At 40.9% G+C, this 6,241-nt stretch carries 2 protein-coding genes; both read left to right on the top strand.

What is annotated here, in order from left to right:
• Positions 1-993: S-layer homology domain-containing protein (locus WKT05_RS10450; protein ID WP_340414046.1), on the top strand; the 993-nt coding region annotated here is incomplete at its 5' end.
• A 361-nt stretch (positions 994-1,354) separates the two neighbouring features.
• On the top strand, positions 1,355-6,241 hold a 4,887-nt coding region (locus WKT05_RS10445; RefSeq protein ID WP_340414045.1), incomplete at its 3' end, for an InlB B-repeat-containing protein.

The following is a 6,241-nucleotide window of genomic DNA, read 5'->3' as shown; positions in this document are numbered from 1 at the left end:
TCGGCAACTCCTTCCATCAATCAACCGACGGAAGGCGACAATGCCATTACCGGCAAGGGTGCACCCGACGCTAAAGTTGTCGTAACGGACAATAACGGCAAGGAAATTGGCAAGACCACCGTCGGTCCTGACGGCAAGTGGTCCGTCCCCGTTCCCGCCGATCGTCCGCTGAAGAAGGGCGACGTGATTACCGCAACGCAAACGGAAAATGGTAAGAAGCCCGCATCCGCTGAAGCGACCGTAAAAGGTAAAGACAGCGGCGGCATCATCGGCGGCACGCTGTTGATTCCGACGATCCCGACCACGCCTTCTGTTGAAAAACCGAAACACGAAACCGCTATTCACAAGGCATATATCTTCGGCTACGAAGACAGCACCTTCCGTCCCGAAGGCAATATGACTCGTGCCGAAGCGGCAGCCATGCTCGCCCGTCTGCAAGGTTTGGATCTTTCCAACAGCGCAAGACCGAATTTCGTAGACGTACGCAGCGGCTGGTACAACGCAGTCATCAACGCGGTTGTCAACGCAGGTTATATGAAGGGCTATCCCGACGGTACGTTTAGACCCGACGGTAAGATCACTCGTGCGGAATTCACACAAATGATCAAGGCCATCGACAAGGCCAACACGGGCATGGCACCTTTCGCCGACGTGAAAGGCCACTGGGCTGAAGCGGCGATTAATCAAGCTTATGCCAATGCGCGCATCAAAGGTTATCCGGACGGCACCTTCCGCCCGAACAACCACATCACCCGCGCAGAAGCAGTTACGGTATTCAACAAATTGTACGACCGTAGCGTCGGCCTCACGGGTCTGCGTGATGTATTGACGGGCATCGTACCCTTCAATGATGTCAATGTAAGCCACTGGGCATACTACGATATTATCGAAGCATCCAACACCCACACGTTCTATCGCACCGTAAAAGGTCAGGTAGATGAAACGTGGGTTACGTTGAATCAAACTTGGAAAGATGCCTTAGCTAATCGCTAAGAATCAAAAAGAAGGAATCGAGTTTTACTCGGTTCCTTTTTTGTGTCGTGGATACATGCCCGTCCATCGAAGAGAAAGGGCGTACTCTCTTCCGAGGCCGACCGGAAATGGCCTTGGTTAAGACGATGGGATCATAGAAATTCTCTATGGCGCATAAATAATATATGATCTGTAAATCCTTGTGCTTATTTCTTCAGCAATTATGCTTTTGAGTTGTTAAGTATTTGTTGTTCGGGTATATTGTAGGTAGTAGTTGCTATAGGAATCAGACCATTTAGGAGTATCCCGGATAATTTCAAATGGTCCAAGAGTAAGGTTAGAAAAGCACTGTTTTTTTGCATAGTGTGGAAAGGAGAAATATATGCCACGAAAAACAAAGTTCAGAAACAGCATGGCTGTCGGTTTAGCCCTGGCCATGACACTGGGTTCTGTGCCTTACAATGTATTTGCTGATCAGGCGACGGCAAAAATCGCCGTTGAAAGCAAGCTTACACAGGCGGTAAGGGCAAAAGCCCCCGTAGGACGCGGAACACCCGTAGGAACACCTGGAGAAGCCGATACGTTATCCAGTGCAACCTATTACAGAAAAGCCAACTGGGAAAACAAAATCAAAGACAAGTCTCGTTGGAAGGTGGAGGACTCCCAAACTTTAGTTAGAGTAACTACATCTGATCCAATTCAAATGAACGACATAGACTATGATGGTATGTTCATTGACGCAAACGGCAGATACGTAATTAGGCTTGTTTACAAAGAAAAGACACAAGCTGCTTCGGCTGTTTGGCACAAGGCTTTAATTAATTTCGGGGATCTTGAAAAGTTCGTCGACTTTGATTTATCTCATGTTGTAGGCAGAGACGGTACGACTCAATACAAACTTGAAAATGTAAACGGAATTGTCGGTAGGTCTTTTGATTTGCCATCCGCTGTTGGAGGTAGAGCTAACCAAAGAAAGAATCTACCTATTAATTTAGTTTTAAAAGATGGCATTGACTTAAATAGTCTGGGCAATAAAAACTTTATTGTCCAAATGAGAATAACAACTGATGATTATTCGAAAGTATACGCTTATGCACCGGGTAAATCCTCTATGGACTACTCAACTTATACTAAGACTACAGGTGTTTCTCTAGCTGATAAGGTAAACTCTTTATTTTTAAAGGGCGGTTTGCAAGCCGACAGTAACAATGCAACAAACCAAGAGTTTTTTATGTCGGAATTTATTGCAAATCCGAAAGACTATAGCGACGCATCAAACTTAGGTATAATTAGAACTCAATACATGGGTCAAAGAGAAGGTCTTGCTGCTACGCCGACTGTTGGTGGAGAACCAATTGCTTATACACAAGTTTTTGATGCTAATCTTGTTAATTATTTGAAAGCTGATTCTAAGGGAAATGTTGGGTATGTCAACATAATGACTGTGGCTAGAGAATTATCTCCATATACTAAAAATGTTGGAATACCTAAAGAAAAGATAAACTACTCTTCTGATGGAAAATTAGCTTATATAGTTATCGGTACAAGTGATTTCCGTAAAGATGGCGTAAAAGTAGTAGAAGTCCCAAAACATGACCAAAATACTATGATTCAGGGATTTTACATCACAGCGATTGATTATGTAGTAGACAAGGGTAAGTTTGAAGATACTTTTAGCAGCGACAAAGTAAGAAAACTTAACTACTCTACTATGTCAGGTTGGACTAACCCTAACAACAAAGGCTGGACAGTTTTTGAAAAACAATATGCCAATGATTATGTAGTTCCGGAGGGCGAATCATATCTAATTGATACAACTTCTAAGCCAGCCGGAGATCAAATCATGATCCACATCGGTGGTGACCAAGCAATATCAAGAAAGCAACAAGGTTATTACAATGGCTTCGTTACCGGCAAGGGAGCTGTTGATACCATTACAAAATTTGCAGAAGGTGTTTATAAATTTACACTTAGAGAAGGTGCTACAATAAAGGCTGGACAAAGTCTAAAGATTTACATGCCTTATGATTCAACCTTTGCTGGTCCTGTAAACTTCCTTGAAACGCACAACGGCAGTAAGCTAAATGAAGGTGCAGCAACATTAACATTACAAAACGATAGAAATATCAATATGCACCTTTATACAGATCTTCCAAGAGGAGCATCCTTTAAATTAAAATATACTTTAAAAGGTGGAACTGAACAAAAAGAACTAGTTTTCACTACACCGAAAGTAGGAACTTTCTGGCAATATTCTGACAGCGATAAGGTTTTAACAGGATTACCAAATACATCAATCTTAAGCTCAGGCGGTAATTTCTGGATTAACACAAAAAAATTAGAGCCGGGCAAAGACATTATTGTAGAAGCCTATGATAATAACGGCAATAAGATTGATTCTAAAACGTCTTGGTTTAAGTATGTAAATATAGATAAGATAGAAAATACAAATAAAATAGCATGGACTGACCACTCTGATAAGTCAGCAATCCTTTCTATAAACAAGTCACTTTATGTTCCATATCAATTGTTATTTACAAATGACTATGCAGATGGAACAGATGACTTCTATAAAGATCCAAAGGTATTGCCTGCTGACAATGCTAAGTTTAATACTGACACAACAAGTTTTGTTGGTTATACAAAGTATGACGGCGGTAAAGTAAGAACTCTTTATGAAGAAGGAAGAGTTGGCAAACTTTACGCAAAAGGTGAAGCTGCTGCTAATGAATACGATAAGGATGGAAACTTAGTCGGTAGCGATGTAAGAAAAGATGTAACTATTAAAAAAGCAGACATCTTCGATGCTCAATTTAATGAAGAAGAAAAAACTTATAAGGCTTATGAATATAAGGTCGATTTAACGAAGATGCTTCCGTATCATTCAGATGATAAAACTGAAACTAAGCTTGAACTTAAAAAGGACATGAAGTTTGTTTCAACTGCATCAGACGGATCATCACTACCATCTGACCTTTACGAAACCAGAGTTAGAGCAAGGGTATTGTTTGATGCAAATACTGGTAAATTAACAGAAGACGGCAAACAAGTTGATAAAGTTGTTAAAATTGCACCGGACAACACTAAGTTCTACGGAGAAGATGGCTACACAGCTAACGGCTTCGAAGGAGCAAATGTTGAAGCAAATACCGGTGATAAATTCCCTGAAGCACCAAAACTAGAAGGAAAGAACTTCTTAGGTTGGGTTACTGAAAAAGGTAAGACAACTTTAGGCAACAAGACAGTTGTTACAGCAGATGCTTTTGCCAAATTAAGCAAAGATCAAATCTTTACTAATGAAACACCTGTAACAAAACATTTGGTTGTCTATGCTATCTACTCAGAAGATGTAGCAGTTACTTTTGATGCGAACGAAGGTAGGTTTGCCGATGGCAAGGACACAACGACAGTTAAAGCTGAAAGTAGCAATGTTACAAAACCGGCCGATCCAACCAGAGAAGGATATACATTCAAGGGTTGGGCAGCAACAAAAGACGCTAAAGAAGCTGATGCTAACATCTTAAATAATGTAACAGCAGCAAAAACTGTTTATGCAGTTTGGGAAAAGAAGGCAGACGCAGAACTTACTTTAAAGAATCCTGCAAAAACACCCGTAGCTGATCCAAATGGTTTAACATCAGCTGAAAAGGATGCAGTTATTCAAGCAATAATCGATGCAAACCCAGATGCAGGATTAACAGCAGCAAATATTAAGGTTGAAAACGACGGTACTGCCACCGTAAGCAAAGATGGCAAGACCAAAGAGTTTAAGCCGGAAGTAACTGTAGAACAAAAAGAAGTTCAAAATAACTTCAACCCACCAAAAGAACCGGTTCTTGTTGATAATACAAGCAAATTAACACCTGATGAAAAGCAAGCTGTTAAGGATGCTGTTAAAAAAGCCAACCCTGACAGAAACTTTACAGATGATGACATTACAGTTGCAGATGACGGAACTGTAAACATCAACCAAGACGGTAAGGTTGGAAAAATTCCGGCTGACAAAACTGTTAAGGCTAAGGATTCAGTTCTAAAATTAACTGATCCTGCTGTAACTGAAGTTAAGGACATTAATAACCTTACTGAAGAAGAAAAGGATGCAGTAAAGAAAGCTGTTATTGCAAAGAATAGTGGCTTGACTGAAAAAGACATCACAGTAGATTCTAAAGGTAACGTTAGTGTTAAGACCAGTGATGGAAAGACAGGAGAAATTCCTGCTGATAAGACAGTTAAAGAAAAAGACTTGTCGAAATTAAAGAATCCGGCAGTTACGCCTGTAGCAGATGATACAAAGCTTACAGAAAATGAAAAGCAAGCAGTTAGAGACGCTATCAAGGCTGCAAACAAGGATTACGATCTACAAGATAATGAAATCACAGTAGACGATAATGGTAAGGCAACAGTAAAAAGAGGCGGATCTGCAAAAGAATTTACGCCAGCAGATACTGTTAAGAAAGATTCAAAACTACTTGATGTTAAGGCACCTAAGAAGACAGAAGTTGCAAATATCAATAAGCTTACAGAACCTGAACAAGAAGCAGTTGAAAAGGCTATTATTGAAGCCAACCCGGACCTTAATTTAACGAAAGAAGAAGTAGTAATTAACGATGACGGATCTGCACTTATTACAAGAGGTGACAAGAAGTATGCCCTTGCACAAAAAGATAATGTCGTTGAAAAATTAAAATATCCGGAAATAACTGAGGTTGCCGATCCGGCTAAACTTACTAAAAACGAAAAAGCTGATGTTGAAAATGCAGTTAGAAAAGCCAACCCCAATCTACCGGCAGATACAAAAATTGTAGTAGCTGCAAATGGAGAAGTAACAGTAACTTATCCGGAATCAGACGGTAGACCGGTAGCAACCATACCGGCTGAAAATACAGTTGTAAAAAATAATACTAAAGACACAACAGCTCCGGCCGCACCGACAGTCGAAGCAAACGACGACGGAACAGTAACCATTACGCCGCCTAAGGATGTAGACGTTAAATCCATGGATATAACCTATACACCGGAAGGCTCCGACACACCGGTTACCGTTAAAGCAACAAAAGATGACTATGGTAATTGGTCATTGCCGGACGGAAGCGACCTAAAGATAGAACCATCTTCCGGAATAGTAACAATTCCAGCAGACAAGGTAAAAGATGAAACTGAAGTAAGTGCTAAAGCTAAAGACGGTTCAAACAATGAATCAGAAGCTGGAAAAGCCAAGGCAAACACACCAAGTGAAAAGACACAAGCAGATGAAACTACCCCAGTAGTG

This window comes from Peptoniphilus sp. HCN-40583 (assembly GCF_037892835.1).
Lineage (GTDB): Bacteria > Bacillota > Clostridia > Tissierellales > Peptoniphilaceae > Aedoeadaptatus > Aedoeadaptatus rachelemmaiella.
This window is presented reverse-complemented; position numbering and strand designations above follow the sequence as displayed.